The sequence below is a fragment of the Frankia sp. BMG5.60 genome (genome assembly GCF_059428125.1).
This window is the reverse complement of the sequence record NZ_CM182091.1, coordinates 685,550-702,755: the sequence shown is the minus strand read 5'-3', so window position 1 is coordinate 702,755 and position 17,206 is coordinate 685,550. Positions and strand designations below refer to the sequence as shown.

At 71.3% G+C, this 17,206-nt stretch carries 19 protein-coding genes; 7 read left to right on the top strand and 12 right to left on the bottom strand.

Features of this window, described 5'->3' with window-relative positions; translation table 11 throughout:
- Nucleotides 1–72: 72 nt before the first annotated feature.
- Nucleotides 73–414, bottom strand: a complete 342-nt coding sequence (locus tag AC5R91_RS02975; RefSeq protein WP_495395549.1) for a hypothetical protein — start codon at nt 412–414, stop codon at nt 73–75.
- A gap of 345 nt (nt 415–759) precedes the next feature.
- On the opposite strand from AC5R91_RS02975, the gene AC5R91_RS02970 reads away from it, so the two are divergent.
- Complete coding sequence (locus tag AC5R91_RS02970) at nt 760–1,296, top strand: shikimate kinase (RefSeq protein ID WP_495395548.1); 537 nt, start codon at nt 760–762, stop codon at nt 1,294–1,296.
- 147 nt (nt 1,297–1,443) lie between these two features.
- Here the strand turns inward: AC5R91_RS02970 and AC5R91_RS02965 are convergent, their stop codons facing one another.
- Both AC5R91_RS02965 and AC5R91_RS02960 read right to left on the bottom strand, forming a co-directional pair.
- Nucleotides 1,444–1,827, bottom strand: coding sequence for a DUF1932 domain-containing protein (locus AC5R91_RS02965; protein WP_495395547.1), 384 nt, complete (start codon nt 1,825–1,827; stop codon nt 1,444–1,446).
- Nucleotides 1,828–2,379: 552 nt separating this feature from the next.
- A complete protein-coding gene (locus tag AC5R91_RS02960) occupies nt 2,380–2,628 on the bottom strand; it encodes a hypothetical protein (protein ID WP_495395546.1) in 249 nt (82 codons plus the stop codon).
- 223 nt (nt 2,629–2,851) lie between these two features.
- Between AC5R91_RS02960 and AC5R91_RS02955 the strand changes: the two genes are divergently transcribed.
- Nucleotides 2,852–3,400: a Zn-ribbon domain-containing OB-fold protein gene (locus AC5R91_RS02955; protein WP_495395545.1), complete on the top strand. Its 549-nt coding sequence runs from the start codon at nt 2,852–2,854 to the stop codon at nt 3,398–3,400.
- A 206-nt stretch (nt 3,401–3,606) separates the two neighbouring features.
- On the opposite strand, the gene AC5R91_RS02950 is transcribed toward AC5R91_RS02955, so the two are convergent.
- Complete coding sequence (locus AC5R91_RS02950) at nt 3,607–4,383, bottom strand: SDR family NAD(P)-dependent oxidoreductase (protein ID WP_495395544.1); 777 nt, start codon at nt 4,381–4,383, stop codon at nt 3,607–3,609.
- A gap of 103 nt (nt 4,384–4,486) precedes the next feature.
- Between AC5R91_RS02950 and AC5R91_RS02945 the strand changes: the two genes are divergently transcribed.
- Nucleotides 4,487–5,359: a helix-turn-helix transcriptional regulator gene (locus AC5R91_RS02945; protein ID WP_495395543.1), complete on the top strand. Its 873-nt coding sequence runs from the start codon at nt 4,487–4,489 to the stop codon at nt 5,357–5,359.
- An 11-nt stretch (nt 5,360–5,370) separates the two neighbouring features.
- Here AC5R91_RS02945 and lpdA read toward each other — a convergent pair whose 3' ends face one another.
- Both lpdA and AC5R91_RS02935 read right to left on the bottom strand, forming a co-directional pair.
- Nucleotides 5,371–6,774 (bottom strand): dihydrolipoyl dehydrogenase, encoded by a 1,404-nt coding sequence (lpdA, locus tag AC5R91_RS02940; protein WP_495395542.1) that lies wholly within the window; start codon nt 6,772–6,774, stop codon nt 5,371–5,373.
- A 78-nt stretch (nt 6,775–6,852) separates the two neighbouring features.
- Entirely contained in the window at nt 6,853–7,056 is a 204-nt protein-coding gene (locus AC5R91_RS02935) for a hypothetical protein (protein WP_495395541.1), read from the bottom strand.
- A gap of 41 nt (nt 7,057–7,097) precedes the next feature.
- Between AC5R91_RS02935 and AC5R91_RS02930 the strand changes: the two genes are divergently transcribed.
- Entirely contained in the window at nt 7,098–7,538 is a 441-nt protein-coding gene (locus AC5R91_RS02930; protein WP_495397885.1) for a MarR family winged helix-turn-helix transcriptional regulator, read from the top strand.
- An 89-nt stretch (nt 7,539–7,627) separates the two neighbouring features.
- Here the strand turns inward: AC5R91_RS02930 and AC5R91_RS02925 are convergent, their stop codons facing one another.
- Nucleotides 7,628–8,026, bottom strand: coding sequence for a hypothetical protein (locus AC5R91_RS02925; RefSeq protein ID WP_495395540.1), 399 nt, complete (start codon nt 8,024–8,026; stop codon nt 7,628–7,630).
- 419 nt (nt 8,027–8,445) lie between these two features.
- Between AC5R91_RS02925 and AC5R91_RS02920 the strand changes: the two genes are divergently transcribed.
- Nucleotides 8,446–9,864 carry a WS/DGAT domain-containing protein gene (locus AC5R91_RS02920; protein WP_495395539.1) on the top strand — a complete coding sequence of 473 codons (1,419 nt, stop codon included), beginning with the start codon at nt 8,446–8,448 and terminating at the stop codon, nt 9,862–9,864.
- 274 nt (nt 9,865–10,138) lie between these two features.
- On the opposite strand, the gene AC5R91_RS02915 is transcribed toward AC5R91_RS02920, so the two are convergent.
- Complete coding sequence (locus AC5R91_RS02915; protein ID WP_495395538.1) at nt 10,139–11,785, bottom strand: MFS transporter; 1,647 nt, start codon at nt 11,783–11,785, stop codon at nt 10,139–10,141.
- Between the two features lie 363 nt (nt 11,786–12,148).
- Here AC5R91_RS02915 and AC5R91_RS02910 point away from each other — a divergent pair, with 363 nt between their 5' ends.
- Nucleotides 12,149–12,433 carry a hypothetical protein gene (locus AC5R91_RS02910; RefSeq protein WP_495395537.1) on the top strand — a complete coding sequence of 95 codons (285 nt, stop codon included), beginning with the start codon at nt 12,149–12,151 and terminating at the stop codon, nt 12,431–12,433.
- 364 nt (nt 12,434–12,797) lie between these two features.
- Here the strand turns inward: AC5R91_RS02910 and AC5R91_RS02905 are convergent, their stop codons facing one another.
- The 3 genes from AC5R91_RS02905 to AC5R91_RS02895 form a co-directional block, all read right to left on the bottom strand.
- Complete coding sequence (locus tag AC5R91_RS02905; protein ID WP_495395535.1) at nt 12,798–13,838, bottom strand: helix-turn-helix transcriptional regulator; 1,041 nt, start codon at nt 13,836–13,838, stop codon at nt 12,798–12,800.
- A gap of 183 nt (nt 13,839–14,021) precedes the next feature.
- Nucleotides 14,022–14,426 carry a hypothetical protein gene (locus AC5R91_RS02900; protein ID WP_495395534.1) on the bottom strand — a complete coding sequence of 135 codons (405 nt, stop codon included), beginning with the start codon at nt 14,424–14,426 and terminating at the stop codon, nt 14,022–14,024.
- A 497-nt stretch (nt 14,427–14,923) separates the two neighbouring features.
- Nucleotides 14,924–15,139 carry a hypothetical protein gene (locus AC5R91_RS02895; RefSeq protein ID WP_495395533.1) on the bottom strand — a complete coding sequence of 72 codons (216 nt, stop codon included), beginning with the start codon at nt 15,137–15,139 and terminating at the stop codon, nt 14,924–14,926.
- Between the two features lie 323 nt (nt 15,140–15,462).
- On the opposite strand from AC5R91_RS02895, the gene AC5R91_RS02890 reads away from it, so the two are divergent.
- Nucleotides 15,463–16,209, top strand: coding sequence for a pentapeptide repeat-containing protein (locus AC5R91_RS02890; RefSeq protein WP_495395531.1), 747 nt, complete (start codon nt 15,463–15,465; stop codon nt 16,207–16,209).
- 230 nt (nt 16,210–16,439) lie between these two features.
- On the opposite strand, the gene AC5R91_RS02885 is transcribed toward AC5R91_RS02890, so the two are convergent.
- A complete protein-coding gene (locus tag AC5R91_RS02885) occupies nt 16,440–16,976 on the bottom strand; it encodes an SRPBCC domain-containing protein (protein WP_495395530.1) in 537 nt (178 codons plus the stop codon).
- Between the last annotated feature and the right edge of the window lie 230 nt (nt 16,977–17,206).

Sequence of the window (17,206 nt, the reverse complement as noted above, 5' to 3'; positions counted from 1 at the left end):
TAGCGAAGAAAAACTGTGCGACGCACCGGCTACCCAACGGCGCGTCGGGATTGGCCGGCCTGAGCTAACAGGCTACTGCTGGGCGCCGAACGGCTGGCCCTGGTTTCCCTGGCCTCCCAGGTTGCCCTGCTGGCCCTGCTGGCCGCCGCCGAAGCGCTCGCCGGAGCCGCCAACCCCGCCCTGGCCGCCACCGACGCCCGCCAGCTCACGCAGGCGGTTCTCGACGTAGCGCTCGCTGTGGTGGGTCTTGTCGGCAATGCGCGCGACGAGGTCCTCGATGTCGGTCGCGGCGTCGAGGTCCGCCGTGCTGACCTGACCGAACTGGTCAAGGATGCGGTAGCGGATCTGCCGCCAGTTCTGGCGCAGCTGCTGCTCCACCTGCTGGCGCTGCTGCTGCTGGTCCTGCTGGGCCATTATGATGATCCCTTCCGGTCATTTTCCGAACGCGCTGAGGGCGCGGAAGGGACGCTACCCCAGTCCGTTCGGCCAGCGCCAAGCCGACGTTGAATAAGAATGTCTGCACACAGCTCCGGGCATCTGGCACCACAATCGGAAGCGTCGCGGACGGGTGTCTTTGACGGAATTCAAGGCGGAAGAACGAATAACAAGGACTCGCCGGTCACCCGTTTGCAGTCCTCCTGGTCGCATCTCGCCCGTGACGCCCGGCCTTGGCTACTGCGCACGGTCGATGCCCTCGTGCCGTGTTCACCTGTTCCAGGCTGCGGGTACACGGGTCGTATGTCGTCAGCATCCTGGTCTGTGCCGGCCGGCGGGCGGGTCCCCGGCAGTGACCCCGGGCGGATCTTCCTCGTCGGGCTGATGGGCTCGGGCAAGTCGACGGTGGGCCGGGCGCTCGCGGATCGGCTCGGCCGGCCCTACCTGGACAACGACGCCCTGCTCCAGCAGCGGACCGGACTCGACGCGCCCGCCCTGGCCGACCTGGGCCGCGCGGCCCTGCACGACCAGGAGTCGCGGCAGCTTCGCGCCCTGCTCGACATCCCGGCGCCGTATGTCGCCGGGATCGCGGCCAGCGTCGCCGACAACCCCGACGACCTCGGCCGCATCGCCGACGCCGGTCGCGTCGTCTACCTGCGGGCGACCCCGACGACCCTGGCCCGGCGGGTCGGCCGCGGCCAGGGCCGGCCCTGGCTCGGCGAGGACCTGCTGACCACTCTGAGCGAGATGTTCGCCGCCCGCGACGACGCCTACCGCCGCGTCGGGCACGTCGTGGACACCGATGGTCGCGACCCGCACGAGATCGCCGCCGAGCTCGCCCGCCTCGTCGGCGCCGGCTGAGCGCCGCCCCGTGGACGCGGCGCGGGCAGTGCAGGTCGTGCGCCTACCGCCGCGCGGGGTCGCGGGTCCGGGCGCCGGGGTGGGACGGGCCTGCCGGTCTCTGTCTCGGTCTCTGTCTCAGGCCTCGGGGTCTCAGGCCTCGGGGTCTCAGGCCTCGGGCGGGAACCCGGCCGCGGGCAGGCCGAGGGCGCGGATCACCGCGGCGGCGTCCGTCACGCCGGCGGCCTGCTCCGGGGTCAGCGCACCGAGCGGGGACCGGGCGACCCGCTCCCACACCACGGCCATCGCCTCGAACAGGTCCGGCGGCAGGCCCGCGGCGGCCTGGGTCGCGGCGATCTCACGCATCTCGGCGACGTAGCGGTCCGACTTGCTCGCCGACAGTGCGAGCCATGATCCGAGCTCGTCGACCTGGGCGGGGAACGTCGGCGCCAGATCGTCGAGCATCGCCTCGAGCACCCCGGCCCGCTGCGCCGCCGCAGTCGCCTGCAGGAAGAGGGCGGCGAGCCCCTTGTAGAGGCTCGCCGTACTCATCTTCAGCGCGCTCGCGGCGCCCACCGGACCCGCCAGGACGCGCGGTTCCAGTCGGGAATGGGCCAGCGCGGCGATCTCACCGGCCCGCGGCCCGCTCAGGTACAGCCGGGTGCGGGCCCGCCCGGACGCCGCTACCCGGGCGGTGTATCCGATGTGATCCCGGCCGCCCCGGGCCCTGGCGCACGTGACGTCGGCGGCGCAACACGATCCGAAATCCGTGATCCGTGATCCGACAACCGTGATCCACGATGTGTGATCCGGGACCTGTGATCCAGGATAGGCGTTCGACCGGGTCGGCCTGCCCGCCACCGGCGCGGGCCTTCTCGCGGTACGTCCGCATCCCTCCCCGACCGGATTCGTACGGGGAGTCCGGGTTTGAGGCGTAGCTCCTTCGGATGAACCACCATGGTGTGGTGGGCGTTGTCGGGCGCCGGCCGCCGGCAGGGCGGTGATGCCGCGGCGACGTTCGTCACCGGAGGGGACGGGCCCCGACGGCGCCGGCGGCAGTCGGAGGGATCGTGAGAACGGCGGTGCGGAGCAGATGATCAGCGGTCAACCCCATGTGCGCGTCCTTCGCCCGGTCGCCCGCCCGCCGGACCCCTCGTCGGCCGGCTCCCCGCCCGCCATCCACCCGTCCACCAGGATCCCGTCGGTCAGGATCATCCCCTCGGCGGCAACCACGACCGCGCCGACTCCCGCGACCGCCGCACCCCCCGCGACCGCCGCACCCCCCGCGACCCCCGACACCCGCGACGGCTCGGCGGCGGCCCCACCGAGCGCGGCCCCCTCGACTGTCGACACCCCCGAGGAGTCCACAGCGGCCCCACCCAGTGCGGCGCCACCGAGTGCGGCGCCACCGAGTGCGGATTGGCCGAGTGCGGATTGGCCGAGCGCGCCATCGCCGACGCCAGCGGACCGGACGCAACGGCGGGAGGCCGCGGACTCCCCGGACGCGGGGGACAGCGGCGCGGCCGCGGGAGCCGATCCCGCGACCGGGGCGGACCTCGACGATGATGCGCGGACCGTGGTTCTGCCGGTGGTGGCAGACCGTTCCGGGGAAGCCGCGACCGGGACGGCACCGGCAGTCACAGAGCGCGGAGACGCGGCAGGCGGGAACGCGGCGGGTGAGGGGGACCGCGCGGTATCGCCCGGGCCACCACCCGAGGACGAGGACGACGACGGCACCGGGCCGTTGTGGGCCGCGCTGCGCGAGGACCGGTTCGTGCTGTCCCGCTGCCTCGAGTGCCGGAGCTGGCTGCCACCGCGTCCGGAACGCTGCCGGCACTGCGCGGGACCGACCGACTTCGCGCCGGCGGCCGGCACCGGCGTCGTCGAGAGCTACCTCGTCATCCGCCATCCCAGCGTGCCCGCCTTCGCCGGCCGCCCGCCGTACGTCCTCGCGCTGGTCACCCTGGACGAGGGGATCCGGCTGCCCGGCCGGCTCGACGGGGTCGCGCCGGGGGAGGCGAAGGTCGGCCAACCCGTCCGCGCGGCCTTCCACGTCCGCCCCGGCGCGGACACCCCCGGCGTCATCTTCCGCCCGCGCCGACCGGCGGGCGCCGGGGCCCGTTAGGCCGCGTGTCTACGTGTGATCAAGGCGTGCCGAAAAGTGGCACGAGTGCTCGGCTCGATTCCGTGTGCAGACAGGCACAGAAGGGCACAGAGGTGCGGTTGCCTGTGACCACCAGCCCCGAGCCCGACGCCCGATGTTCCGCGGAACCGCGCCATACCGCGGCAGTGGGCGGGACGCCGCATTCGGCGGGGCCCCGTCCCACGCGGTCACCACGGATAGGTGCCCCCCTTCTCGCTCAGGAACAACCCTGAGCCTTCCCCGTGACGGGCGAGCACCTGGGCCGCGATGCGAGCGCCGCCTTCGTCGGCGGTGTCGTGGCCGGTGTGGCCGTTGAGGTCGGTAGCGCAGTAGCCGGGTGACAGGGCGTTGACGGTGATGCCGGCGGCGCGCAGATGCCGCGCGTAGACGAGGGTGATCGCGTTCAGGGCAGCCTTGGAGGAGTTGTAGCCAAGCAGCTCGGCATAGCTTCCCAGCGCCGGGTCGGGGTTGGCCAGGAACGCCATCGTGCCGAGTCCGCTGGAGACGTTGCCGATGAACCCGCTGCGGGACCTGCGCAGCAGCGGGATCATGGCGTTGGTGACGGCGACGACGCCGAAGACGTTCGTGTCGTAGATCTCCCGCAACGCGGTGACGGGAAGTTCCGAGGGCGGACGCCTGCGGTCACGGGTGATACCCGCGTTGTTCACCAGGATGTCCAGGAGACCGTACTCGGCGTCGATGAACGCCGCGGCTTGCGCGATCGTCGTCTCATCGGTGACATCGAGGTGGACGAAGGTGATGTCCAGTCCGTGCTGGGCGAGAGCCGCGGCGGCCGGTCCGCCGAGGCTCGGGTTGCGGGCGCCCAGCAAGACGGTGTGCCCGTCGCGGGCGAACGATGCCGCCGCGGCGAGGCCGATGCCCTTGTTCGCCCCGGTGACCAGGACGACCTTCTTGGTCGAAGGCGGGGTCGGGGTTGGGGACTTGGTGGCCGGGGTGGTGGTCATGCCTGCACCGTGCCGCCTGGACCGGGGCCATGGGAGAGCCTTGTCAAGGGTGGTATCGGCTATCCCATGGTGCCGATACCGGCGGTAGGCCACGCTGATGGCCATGGAAAAAGTGGACCGCGGCGAGCTGGCCGCGTTCCTGCGCCATCGCCGAGCCCGGCTACAGCCCGACGACGTCGGCCTGGAAGCCGGCTACCGTCGCCGTACGCCCGGGCTGCGCCGGCAGGAAGTCGCCCAGCTCGCCGGGATGTCCGTCGAGTACTACATCCGCCTTGAGCAGGGACGCGGGCCGCGGCCCTCCCGGCAGATACTCGGCGCCCTCAGCCGGGCGTTGCGGCTGTCCGACGACGAACGCGCCTACCTGCACCACCTCGCCGGCGAGTCCACGCCGATGTCGTCCGCGCCGTCGCAGCAGGTGCGTCCGGGCGTCCTGCACCTGCTGGACCGCTACGACAGTGCGCCCGCGCTGGTCTGCGACGCCAAATACGACATCCTCGCCTGGAATCCGATGGCTGCCGCGCTGCTGGGCGACCTCTCGGCGGTGATGCCGGCCGACCGCAACGTGATCTGGCGGTTCTTCACCCGTCCCGGTGCCCGGCAACGTCACGATGCGACCAGCGCGGAGCAGTTCGCCCGTGAGTCCGTCGCGGACCTGCGCGCCGCCGCCGCGCGTTACCCCCACGACGCGGGCATTCGCGATCTGGTGCGTCGACTCCTCGACGCCAGCGATGACTTCGGCCGGCTGTGGAACGAACACGAGGTGCGGGTCCGGCGCTCGACGCACAAGCGGTTGAACCATCCCGACGTCGGCTGGCTCGATCTCGACTGCGACGCGCTGCACGATCCCGAGCGCGACCAGTGGATCATCCTCTACAGCGCGGCTCCCGGGACTTCCACGCACCGGGCGCTGCAACTTCTCAGGGTGATCGGGACGCAGCGGCTCGGCGTTTCCGCCGAGCCGCCACAGCTGCGCTGAGGCCGGCCGGGTCAGAAGTTGATCATGTGGCCGGCGAGGCCGTGGAGGGCCTCCTTGACCGATTCGCCGAGCGTCGGGTGGGCGTGGACGTTGCGGGCGAGGTCGGCGACGGTGAGATCCCAGCGCTGCGCGAGGGTCAGCTCCGGCAGCAGCTCGGTGACGTCCGGGCCGATCAGGTGGGCGCCGAGCAGCTCGCCGTACTTCGCATCGCTGAGGATCTTCACGAAGCCGGCGGTCTCGCCGAGGCCGTGCGCCTTGCCGTTGGCCGAGAACGGGAACTTGGCGACCTTCACGTCATAACCGGCGTCGCGGGCCTGCGCCTCGGTGTAGCCGAAACTGGCGACCTGCGGCTGGCAGTAGGTCGCCCGCGGGATCATCACGTAGTCCAGCGGGTAGGTCTCGGCGTCGCCGATCGTCTCCGCGGCGATGATGCCCATGGCCTCGGCGGCGTGGGCGAGCATGAGCTTGGCCGTCACGTCACCGATGGCGAAGATGTGCGGGACGTTGGTGCGGCAGTAGCCGTCGACGTCGATCGCGCCGCGCTCGGTCAGCGCCACGCCGGTGTTCTCCAGCCCGTAGCCGGTGACGTTCGGCCCGAAGCCGATCGCTTGGAGCACCTTGTCGGTCTCCAGCACCTTCGACACGCCGTCCTTGCCCGTCACGGTGACCTTCACCGTGTCGCCGGAGTCGTCGATCGAGTCGACCCGGGTCGAGGTCAGGATGGTGATGCCGGCCTTCTTGTAGTGCTTGGCGAGTTCGGCGGAGACCTCGGCGTCCTCGAGCGGCACCACCCGGTCGAGGAACTCGACGATCGTGACGTCGACGCCGTAGTTGCGCAGCACGTAGCCGAACTCGACGCCGATCGCCCCGGCACCCGCGATGACGATGCTGCGCGGCAGCTCGGAGCTGAGGATCTGCTGCTCGTAGGTGACCACCCGCTCGGACAGCGAGGTGCCCGGCAGCAGCCGCGGCGTGGCACCGGCGGCGATGATGGCGTGGTCGAACGTCACCGTGCTGGTCGCGCCGTCCGCGCCGGCGACCGACAGGGTGTGGTCGTCGACGAACGTGCCGCGCCCGGAGTACTCGGTGATGTTGTTCTTCTTCATCAGGAAGTGGACGCCCTTGACGCGGCCGTCCGCGACCTTGCGGCTGCGTTGGAACGCCGCTCCGTAGTCGACCGTGATCGACCCGTCGACGGAGATCCCGAACGTCTTGGCCTCGTGGGTGAGGGTGTGCACGAGCTCGGCGTTGCGTAGCAGCGCCTTCGACGGGATGCAGCCCACGTTCAGGCAGACCCCGCCCCAGTACCGCTCCTCGACCACGGCCGTGGTCAGACCGAGCTGCGCCGCGCGGATCGCGGCCACGTACCCGCCCGGACCCGCACCCAGAACCACCACGTCGAAATGTTCGCTCACAAGGGCAGCGTAACGATGCCGGCCGGCCCCCGGATTCCCGCCCACCCGGCGTTCGGTCACACCCGCCCGTCCCCCGGGTCAGCCATCCTCGGCGGCTCGTCCGGGAAGCGCGAATGCGGGGAGCAGCCCGACCAGGAGGCTGGCGATCAGCAGCCAGAACGTGTGCGCGAAGGCGACCTGGCTCGATGCCCCCGAGGATCCGGTCTGGCGTCCGCCGAAGCGGCGCACGGCCCACCCGGTGCCGGGGATGGCGACGGCGGCGGCCATCGCGTAGCCCGTCACCGATCGCCGTGCGACTTGCACGCTAATGTGGGCGAGTGGAGATGCAACGCGGAGAACGCCTCGAGGCAGCCCTCGGCGAGCTGCTCCAGCGGCGGACCAGGCTCGGGCTGTATGCCGACCTCGTCGCCGGGATCGGCCGTGGCCTCGACATCTCGTCGTATCCGCTGCTCAGCGGCCTGGCCAGGATGGGGCCGGCGAACGCGGTGCAGCTTGGTCGCGAGATCGGCCTGGATCGGTCGGGCACCAGCAGGTATGCCAGCCGGCTGGAGGCCGGCGGCCTGCTGCGGCGCAGTCCCGACCCGGAGGCCCGCGGCACCCAGCTCAGCCTCACCGAGGACGGCGAGAAGGTGGTCGGCCTGCTGCGCCGGCGTCTCGCCGAGCTGCTCGGCCGCCGCCTGGTCGGCTGGTCGGCGCCCGAGGCCGAGGCCTTCGTCGCCGGGTTGGAGCGTTTCGTGTGGGAGCTGCGCGACGAGCTCGGATGAGTGGCCCGGGTCGGCCGGGCGCACCGCGCGCCCAGGGGAGTAAATCCCGCCGGCCCCCGCCGGCCCCGCCGCCGATCCGCCCGTGCGGATCAGGTCCTGAGCAGCTTCTCGGTGATCTCGTGGAGCCGGGCCGCCTCGTCGCGGTCGAAGTACGGGGTGTTCACGTCGATGCGCCGGCCCTCCACGAAGGCGCTCAGGCGCTCGGCCGGCGGTCGGTCGAGGCAGGGCAGGATCTGCCCGACGCTCTGGGCCACCGTCTTGCCGGTCACCTTCAGCCCGGCGACCTGCGCGGCAGTGGCCTGGTCGTACTCCCCGGAGAAACTGGTCGACACGACGCCGGGGTGGAACAGGATGTACCTGATCCGGCTGTCCGGGTGCACAGTGGCGAACCCGGCGCCGAGCTCGCGCGCGGAGTCGAGGACGGCGATCCGCTCCACCAGGTGGTCCCGCCGCAGCAGGTCCCACGGCGAGAGGCAGTCCCAGCGCACCGGGGGCGCGTCGTGGAGCCGCGCACCACCACGATGGCCAAATCCCTCATCCCCGGGTGTCCCCGATCGGTACTCCGGCAATTGTCACGCGAATATCGAGGGAATTCGTGTAACCCCGGTCGCGGTAGCACCGTAGCCCATTCGTGTTGATGTCCCGGCCCGGCGCCGGCAGCGTGCCCGACCCGCTCTCACCTGCATTTCCCTTGCTGCTCGTGCCCTCCGACGGGATCGTTCTCGCCCGTTCTGCCCATCCGTGTGGAGACGTACGACACAAGGCTGGATGGGCTGATCGGCCCGCGGATAAACAGGTACATGGGTACAGGTATCCACGACGCATCCGTGCGTCGATCTGCTAACATTATCGATCGCGTTGTCAAGGCCTGCACCCAATGCCCGGCGACGGGCTGGGGGCGCGCCTGATGACCCTCCTCGACACGGTCTCGAAGACCGGCTACAACCGGGCGTTCGCCCGCCCGCTGACCGCGGGGGACCGCGCCTATCTCGCCTTCCACCGGCTCAATCCCGGTGAATACCAGGACGTCGGCGCGGTGCTGTTCCTCGACGGACCGGTGGAGCTGGCGGACCTGCGGGCACACGTCGCCGAACGGCTGCGTGCGCCGCGGGCGCGGATGCTCACCGACCGGCTGGAGACGGTCACGGTCCGCCCGGCCGACCGCCGCTCCACGGTGCACGAGACCCACTGGGTCTGCGACCCGGAGATGAAGGTCGACGAGCGCGTCGTCGCCGTGGAGCTGCCGAGTGCGGCCGAGGTCGCCGGTCTGATCGGCGGCGACACGATCGGTGACCGGCGCATCCGCGCCGCGATCGACGGGATCGCCAGGCGTCCCGTCGACACCAGCGCCCAACCGTGGATGCTCTACCTGCTGTGCGAGCGCGGGACCGCGGGCGCCGTGGTCGTCTACCGGACCAGCCACATCGCCCAGGACGGCGCGGCCCTCTACCGGTCGCTGCACCTGCTGTTCGGCGGCGAGGACGAGCCCGACCTGGGGCTGCCCGCATCGATCCCCCGTCCGCAGGTCGGCGACTACCTGCGCTTCGTCAGCCGGGGGCTGAGCTGCCTGTCGCCGACGCGCGTCCTCGACGCCTGGGGCGGCCAGCCGGTGGGTCCGGCGCGGCATACCTGGATCACCACCGAGCTCGGGCCGATGCGGGACGTCGCCCGCCGCCACGACGCCTCGGTCAACGACGTCTACCTGGCCGCCCTGGCCGGCGCGGTGCGGGCGTGGTCGTTTCCGGAGTGGCGGGAGGACTCCCGGCCCATCCACGCGCTGATGCCCGTCAGCATCCGCATCGCCGCCGACCAGAACGTGCTGTCGAACTACACCTCGGGAGTGCGGGTCGCGCTGCCGTGCGGAGAACCGGACCCGGCCCGGCGGCTGGCCCGCATCGCCAAGCTGACCCGCCGGCTCAAGGACGGCGGGATGGGCGTGGTGGAGCATCACCACTTCCCCGCCGTGGCGGCGCGGGCCACCCCCCGCATGCTGTCCTACGCGGCGAGCTTCGGGGGGCGCACCCGGGAGCTGGCCATGGTGGCGACCAACGCCCGCACGATCCGCGGGCCGCTGGCCGTCGCGGGACGTGGGGTCACCGACCTGATCGGCACGGGGCCGCTGCTCGTCGGACGCCAGCACCTGTCCGTCGCGCTGTTCGGTCTCGGGGACCGCATCGGGATCACGTTCGCGGCCAGTGACAGTGTGCCGAACCACGAGCGTCTCGCCCAGTTGTGGCTGGCGGAGCTCACCGAGCTCGGCCGATCGGCGCCGCCCGGCGGCGTGCGGGTGCCGGTCCAGCGCGACGCGGGGCCACCGGCCCGCTAGGTCCGCCACCGGGCCGCGTGCGCGGTCCGGCCGGCGGCGCGCCGCGGGGCCCGTGGGGGGAGGTACATCTCGTGGCTGGCCAGGGGCAGCCGAACGTGGTTGCCCCTGACCGACAACCGCCGCCGGCCGCCTGTCGACGCCGCCGGAGCTGTCGATGTGGCCCGCATCTCCGCCACCGGATGCGGGCGCTTCCTGGGGCGGGCGTGCGCCCGCGTCGGCGCATGCCCGCCCCAGGGAGCGAGGGACGGCGCGACGGCGGCCGACGTGCTCGCCGCTATGCGGAGCCGGCCGTCCCGGGGGGTGACAGGGCCGCGCTCTGCCGTCCGGTCCGGTCCGGGCCGGACGGGTGGGACGGCTCGTCGGGATACGGCTCGCCGCCGTCCTCGCCGGCGGAGTGTGCGGCGGCGGAGTGTGCGGCCGCGGTGTCTGCAGTGGCGCTGTCTGGACCGGCGCTGTCTGGAGCGGCGCTGTCTGCGGTGGCGGTGAGCGGGGCGGCGATGTCCTCCAGGGAACGGCCGGCCGCGTCCACGCCGAACAGTAGCTCGGCGACACCGCCGACGGTCATCGCCGCCGCGCCGACGAGGAAGCCGACCATCACCGGTCCGGTGCGGCCGGTGTCGATGAGGTGGCCGAACAGCAGCGGGCCGGTGATGCCGCCGACCGCCGTGCCGACGGCGTAGAAGAACGCGATCGCCAGCGCCCGGGTCTCCATCGGGAAGATCTCGCTGACCGTCAGGTACGCCGAGCTCGCCCCCGCCGAGGCGAAGAAGAACGTGGCCGCCACCAGCAGCAGGAACGTCCACGCGGTCAGCGCGCCGCCAGCGAACAGCACGGCGAGCAGCACGGCCAGCGCGGCCGCGGCCAGGTAGGTCGCCGCGATCATCGGCTTGCGCCCGACGGTGTCGAACAGCCGGCCGAGCAGCAGCGGGCCGGCGCAGTTGCCCAGGGCGTAGACGACGAGGAACACCGGCACCGCCGACGAGCTGACCCCGTAGAACGTCGTCAGCATCGTGCCCAGATCGAAGGTGAACGCGTTGTAGAGAAAGGCCTGCCCGACGAACAGCGCCAGTCCCAGCACCGCGCGGCGGGGGTAGGTGCGAAACGCCGTCGAGGCGATCGTCCGCAGCGGGATGACCGTGCGCTGGCGGACGGTGATCTGCTTGTCCGGGGCGGCCAGCCGGGCGCCCGTCTCGGCCTCGACGGTCTGTTCGATGTCGCCGACGATCCGTTCGGCGTCGTCGGCGTGGCCGTGGATGAACAGCCAGCGCGGGCTTTCCGGCACGTGCCGGCGCACGACGAGGATGACCAGCCCGAGCACCGCGCCGAGGCCGAAGCTGAGGCGCCAGCCGACCGCCGTCGGGAAGATGTGCTCGGACAGGAAGAACACGGTGAGTGCCGAGCCCGCCGCGGAGCCCAGCCAGTAGGAGCCGTTGATGAGAAGGTCGACCCGGCCCCGCACCCGCGCCGGGATCAGCTCGTCGACCGCCGAGTTGATGGCCGCGTATTCACCGCCGATTCCGGCGCCGGTGAAGAACCGGGTCAGGAAGAAGAACCACGGCGTCCACGAGAAAGCCGTCGCCGTCGTCGCCACGATGTAGACGCCGAGGGTCAGCAGGAACAGCTTCTTCCGGCCGAAACGGTCGGTGAGCTGACCGAAGAACAATGCGCCCAGGCAGCTTCCGAGCACGTATATCGCGGCCGCCGTGCCGATGTCGGAGGCGGACAGCGAGATCCCGCTGCCCGATTCGGTGAGCCGCGAACCCACCGCGCCCACCATCGTCACCTCGAGGCCGTCGAGGATCCACACCGTCCCCAGGCCGATGACGATCATCCAGTGGAACCGGGCCCAGGGAAGCCGGTCGAGTCGGGCCGGGATCGCCGTGCGGATCGTCCCCAACCCGGCGCTGTCCTTGCCGTGCATGCCACCCCCACACCTTCGCCGTTGCGTGCTCGCCGTCCGCCGCGGCCGCCTCCAGCCGTCCTGACGGCCCGCGGATGACGTTGACCTTCGGCTCTTTGCCCGCTTCCGCCGTCGATATCCCGCCCGCCGTCGGCGAAGCACCGCCGCCACGTCGCGGCACATCGCGGCACATCGCGGCACGACCGCGGCACGCCGACACCGGTGACGGGGCAACCGGACGCCGGCCGGACCGGCGGGGGCGCGAGGGGATCGCGAGGGGATGAGGACAGTGGATGATCCAGTGGATCTGATGATCGTGGGGCGGCGGGTGCCGTGGCGGGCCGGGGCGGCGACGCGCGCGGCGCGTTCCGGGCGGGGTGGGGCATGACGGGCCCGGGCCGCTCGACGGCCGCGATCGCGGTGCGGATCCTCGTCCGTGCCGTCATGGCCGCGTTCGCCGCCAGAGCGGTCGTGGAGATCTTCGACGCCATCGGTGGGATCTTCGACGACACCGCCGGGCGGATCGCCGTCATCGTCCTCGCCGTGGCCAGCGGGATCACCGTGCTGGCCGGCGGTGACTACGCTCGCCATCCGCAGCCCGGCGACCGCGGGCCCACAGCGGACGGCGAACGGGGGGAGCCACCGAGATACGGCAGAAAGGGGCAATGAGCGGCGGGCACCCGCTGATCTCCGCTGGTGTTCGATGGCCGCCCCGCCCGGCGCACGGCGCCGCGGCGAACGGGTTCGCCGCGCGCCGGTCCGGAGGCCGCCTCCCTGCGCTCGGCACCCTGGCCGGGCGTGTCGGCCGTTCGGCGCGGTGGGTCGCCGGGGTCGACTACGAGCGCCAAGCGCACGGGTTGCCTGACGGGTTGCCCGTGGTTGCCCCTCCCAGCGCCTTGCCTGGACGGCGGCGCCCCCACTGTCCCAGCCGCGGCAGACACGCCCTGACGGATGACGTTCGGCCGCGCTCGACCTCAGTGACGACACCGCACCGACCCGCACGGTCGAGCCCGCGCGGGTCGGTGTTTGTGGATCAGCTGTCCGCTGGTGTCAGGACGAGCTCGAGGAACGTGGTGTAGCTGTCGGCGTCGAGCGTGCCGTCCAGGGACAGCGCGGTGCGGATCGACTCCTCGCTGACGGGGCGGGGGATGCCTCGCCGTTCGGCTTCGCCGATCACCGAGGCGATGGTGGAGGCGGCGAGGGTGGGGCGGTGGCGGACGAGCCAGTCGAGCGTCCGGGTGATCGGGAGGTTGATCCCGTAGAAGGTGGGCTCGTATCCGTCGACGACGCTGGCGGAGCTGGCGTCGAGTTCCCTGCCGGTCGTGAACTCGTCGAGGATCGCGTAGCGGATCGTGATCGAAAGGTCGGCCATCGGGACCAGGCGCTCGCCGGTGAGATCGGCCGCCACATACCAGCCGAGGTCCTCGGCGAGGTCACGCACGGCCGCCTCGGTGCGCCAGCGCAGCGCCCAGCGCCGGCGCCGGTTCGGGTTCTCCCACAGCCCCGTCATGAACATCCGGATGTAGCGGTTCCAGACGTCGATGATCCCCGGGGGCTGCGTCGCGTTGCCCCGGGTCGCCTGGATGGTCTCGCTCACGCCGTCATCCGAGCGCCGACGGCGCTCGGCCCAGTCCTCGGCGACCGCCCGTGACCAGACGCTGCGCCCGCCCACGCTGGCCTGGGGCAGCGGGACGTCGCCCTCGCCGCGGGCGAGGTAGGCGCGCAGGGTCGACGCGCCGATCCCGCCGATCGCGGCGAACTCGGCCTGGCTGACCAGTTGGTCGCCGGTGAGTTCCGGCGCGGCGAGGCGGACCACGCACTCCGCCAGCGGCCGGGCACCCTCGGGGCGGTACCCGGCCCAGCAGGCAAGCTCGTTCAGCCACGGGGCAACAAGCCGGGCGGGATCGACGCGGCCGGTGTCCGCGCCGACGTCCGCCACGGCGAACACCTGCCCGCGGGCGGCGTCCCCACCGCCGGCGAGCAGACCGGCCGCGCTGACGGTCGTCGCCCCGGGCACCGAGCGGCGCACGTAGGTCTCACCGCCGCTGGCGAGCCTCCGCCGCCGGTGCGCCACGGTGGTGATCAGGTCCTGGGCTCCGTGGTGATGCCCAGCGGGGCGGCCGACGTCGCCGTAGCAGGCGCTGGCGGCCAGGGCCAGGCGGGCGGGCCCGGTCGATCTCGGCGTCGCGTCATGAAGCCGCCTATTGTTCGCATTCGCAGAAATCCCGATAGGGACCCAGTGGCCTCGCTCTAAACCTCACGTCGCAATAAATTTCATGGCGAGGTAAACCGTTTCTTTTGGAGAGTGGTCGGGACCAATATCACGGCAACGAAAGGAGAGATGGTGACCCTTATGAGGAAAGTGCTGAGTCTTGGAGTAATGGTATTCGCGGTCTTCGCGATCGTCCTGGCAAGCACTACGGCGCAAGCCGCGCCGCCCGGTACTTCGCAGGGCGGCGGCCAGCAGGGCGGCGGCACCTGGAACGGCGGCGGCCAGCAGGGCGGGTACGGCCGTCACGACGGGTACGGCCAGCAGGGCGGGTACGGCCGTCACGACGGGTACGGCCAGCACGACGGGTACGGCCGTCACGACGGGTACGGCCGTCACGACGGGTACGGCCGTCACGACGGGTACGGCCGTCACGACGGGTACGGTCGTCACTGCCGTCATTATTATCGCTATCGCTGTAACCGTTGGTGAAGCGTCGAAAATCCTCCTACGACGGGAGATGAAGGTGCGCCGTGAACGTTCGTCCTCGGGACGGCGGGTTATGGCAGCCCGGCGATTTCTGACAATCGGGGCCTTCTCTGTCCTGCAGGGGAAGCGGCGATGATCCAGAGCCAACGCGGTGCAGCACTGGCCAAGCACAGCGAGACCCCCGCATGCGGCTAGAAGGTCGCTGAACCTGAACCAGAGGCTGTTTGGTGTCTGGTCCTCCGGGCCCGGGCGTGTGTCCGGACCCGGGGCGGCCGGGGGCCGCGTCCGCACGAGCAAGACCAACCGGGATGCAAGCACCCGTCCGGCGACCCGCGTACGCGCGTTGGGGCCGTGTGTGCACGGCCGTGCACACCGGTCTGCACGCCGTCGTGCACGGGAATTGCACGCCCCGTTGCGCGCGCGTCTTCAACTTTCGATCAGGCTCCCGCGCCCAGAAATGATCACGACGGCCCGCCCCGGGTGCGCCTTTGATCTTTTTCCTGGGGTGTGGCGGCCTGGTGTCCACGCCGCAACGAAACGACCCCCATGGCCACGCCGACGATGGAACCGACGGCGACGGCCACGATGAAGATCATGCTGTCGGTCATCGTGGTTTCCTCCCAGCCCGAAACATGTCCACGATGATCCGGTCGTATGGCGACGAGCGCCAGAGTCACGGTGCCGACCTCCTGGATGGGCGCCGGGTGTCCGGTCCCGTTGGAGATGGCCCGGGTCCAGGGCTGTGACCTGCCAGGGACCAGATCCGTGGGACACAGCGCCGCCCGCCCGTCTCGCTGGAGCTGGCCTATCCGACAAGATCTCTCCGGGTGTCCCGCTGTATCTGGTGCGTCGGGCACGGTCCGAGGGCATCGAGCCGAGCCGCCCCACCTGGTCTGGGTCGCGATAACAGACAGGATCGGTCCGGTCGGTGGCGTACAACCCACTCATGGCGGACAGCGGGGGATCAGCCCGGCGGGCTGGTCGGCGGTGATTGTGGGCGGTGGCCGGACTCGCCGGGCTGGGTGCGGTGGCCGCGGTGGTGGGGATCTGGCATCTGCCCGCGCGGATGTACCCGGGTGCCAGCGACGGCGCGGTCCAGGCCCGGGCGGCGTTGCAGGGCGGTCTGCTGACCGCGGCCGCCGCCCTGGTCGCCGTCGCCGGCGCGCTGATCGCACTGGACGAGACCCGCCAAGCCAACACCGAAACCCGCCGGGCGAACGAGGCCGCGGACGCCCGCGAGCGGGAGGCGAACAAGAACACCCACGTCCGGGAGCTGTTCATCCGCGCGGTGGACCTGCTCGGATCGGACAACGGCACGGTCCGCCTCGGGGGGATCTACGCCCTGGAACGCATCGCCACCGACTCCCCACCCGACCAGCGCACCGTCATGGAAGTCCTCTCCGCCTTCATTCGGACGCGCAGCACCGACCCCGCTCTGCGTCCACCCGTACCCGCCGACGGTGAGCCCCCGGTGCCGCCGGTCCGCCCGGCCGCGGACATTCGGGCCGCTGTCCAGGTCCTCGCCCGTCTCCCCCATCGCGACGGCGTTCCCCGCAGCGATCTGACCGGCGCCGATCTCACCGGCCCCGCCAGCCTCGACCACCTCGACCTCACCAACGCCACCCTCACCGGCGCCGAGCTGGGCGGGGCGAACCTCACCAGCGCCCGGGATCTGACCCAGGAGCAGGTAGACGCCGCTCAAGGTGACGATCGGACGCATCTTCCGGTGGGGGTCGTCCGGCTGTAGGGATCGGATGAAGATGGCCACTCAGTGCTGGTGAAACGCTGTTGTTGGCCAGCACCAGCACGCTGGCCGCCGTCATAGTTGGCCAGATTGACCGCGCCCAGCAGCTTCAGCGTGAGGCCCGCAACGCCGTGACCAGTGGCGCCCACTCTCAAAGATCATGTCCGCCGGACAGGCTGTGGGCTGAGGCGGAACAGCGCCCTTGAGACCGAGTCTCTTTACCTGGCCACCGCTCAGGAACGGACTACGGCCGACTCCAAGCCGTTGAACTGCAACCGCATACTGCCTTCGAGGTGGGCGACATCGACCTGGCCGTCGCCCGTGAGGACAAGGAGCACGTACTGTTCGGTACGGGTCACGCGTGTGCCGCTTCTCTCGGCGGCCAGCTCCACGGTGACGAGTGACACGGAGCGGCGGTGACCGTCGAGCATGATCGTGTAGGTGAACACGATACGTTCGTCAGGGACGATGTCCAGGAACTCCGAGCGATACTCGATCTGCTCCGGAACGCCCGAGGGGGCGAACGTGCCGCGGGCGATCTCGCATCCGCCGACGCGGAAGTCCAGCTCGTGATGGGCCGTCCCGGGTTCGCTGGGTATGCGGAACCAGCGTTGGCGCAGGGCGAGGTCGGAGAAGGCCGCGAAGACACGACCTGGCGGTACCGCCAGGTCACGGGACAGTGTGCAGGACCCGTGGACGAGGGGTGAACCTGCTTCGGCCGCGACAATGGCGCTGTCCGCGGTGGCCCTGGACGGGCGATCAATCGTCACCGACCCATCATCCCAAGGACTCCCCGGAGCCATGCCAAGCAGCAGCCGCGGCCGGCTGCGGGCCGCTGGCCAAGTACCCGTGCTACTGGCCAACCACTACGGCGAGTGGCCAAGTAGATCCGATCCCTACACCGGCCGGTGTCGTGGACGGAGTCCTGAGTCGAGGACCTGACGTCGCGCCGGTGCTGTCCGGTCCCGTCCGTCCGGGAGCCGATAGCGGACGAGGCCGG

What these genes read in the sequence shown, in the direction of transcription:
- AC5R91_RS02975 (WP_495395549.1), bottom strand. Translation starts at nt 414, where the DNA reads ATGGCCCAGCAGGACCAGCAGCAGCAGCGCCAGCAGGTGGAGCAGCAG.
- AC5R91_RS02965 (WP_495395547.1), bottom strand. Translation starts at nt 1,827, where the DNA reads ATGAGTACGGCGAGCCTCTACAAGGGGCTCGCCGCCCTCTTCCTGCAG.
- AC5R91_RS02950 (WP_495395544.1), bottom strand. Translation starts at nt 4,383, where the DNA reads ATGACCACCACCCCGGCCACCAAGTCCCCAACCCCGACCCCGCCTTCG.
- AC5R91_RS02945 (WP_495395543.1), top strand. Translation starts at nt 4,487, where the DNA reads ATGGAAAAAGTGGACCGCGGCGAGCTGGCCGCGTTCCTGCGCCATCGC.
- AC5R91_RS02930 (WP_495397885.1), top strand. Translation starts at nt 7,098, where the DNA reads ATGCAACGCGGAGAACGCCTCGAGGCAGCCCTCGGCGAGCTGCTCCAG.
- AC5R91_RS02920 (WP_495395539.1), top strand. Translation starts at nt 8,446, where the DNA reads ATGACCCTCCTCGACACGGTCTCGAAGACCGGCTACAACCGGGCGTTC.
- AC5R91_RS02915 (WP_495395538.1), bottom strand. Translation starts at nt 11,785, where the DNA reads ATGCACGGCAAGGACAGCGCCGGGTTGGGGACGATCCGCACGGCGATC.
- AC5R91_RS02910 (WP_495395537.1), top strand. Translation starts at nt 12,149, where the DNA reads ATGACGGGCCCGGGCCGCTCGACGGCCGCGATCGCGGTGCGGATCCTC.